This is a genomic window from Pseudomonas pseudonitroreducens (genome assembly GCF_021603645.1).
GTDB classification, from domain to species: Bacteria; Pseudomonadota; Gammaproteobacteria; order Pseudomonadales; family Pseudomonadaceae; genus Pseudomonas; species Pseudomonas pseudonitroreducens.
On sequence record NZ_BQHJ01000077.1, the window covers coordinates 1 to 255 of the forward strand.

Sequence of the window (255 nt, forward strand, 5' to 3'; positions counted from 1 at the left end):
GCTTGGCCAGAACCTGGCCACGCTCTACGTCTTCACGCTTGGTGCCACGCAGCAGAACGCCGACGTTCTCACCAGCACGACCTTCGTCGAGCAGCTTGCGGAACATTTCAACGCCGGTGCAGGTGGTTTTGGTGGTCGCCTTGATGCCGACGATTTCCACTTCTTCCTGGACCTTGACGATGCCACGCTCAACACGGCCGGTTACCACGGTGCCACGACCGGAGATCGAGAACACGTCTTCGATCGGCATCAGGA

Annotated in this window: 1 protein-coding gene; it reads right to left on the reverse strand. The window is 59.6% G+C overall.

All coding sequences use genetic code 11. The annotated features are described in order from the left end of the window. The coding region (locus tag L6D89_RS32540) for an EF-Tu/IF-2/RF-3 family GTPase (RefSeq protein ID WP_248285750.1) at positions 1–255 on the reverse strand (255 nt) is incomplete at both ends.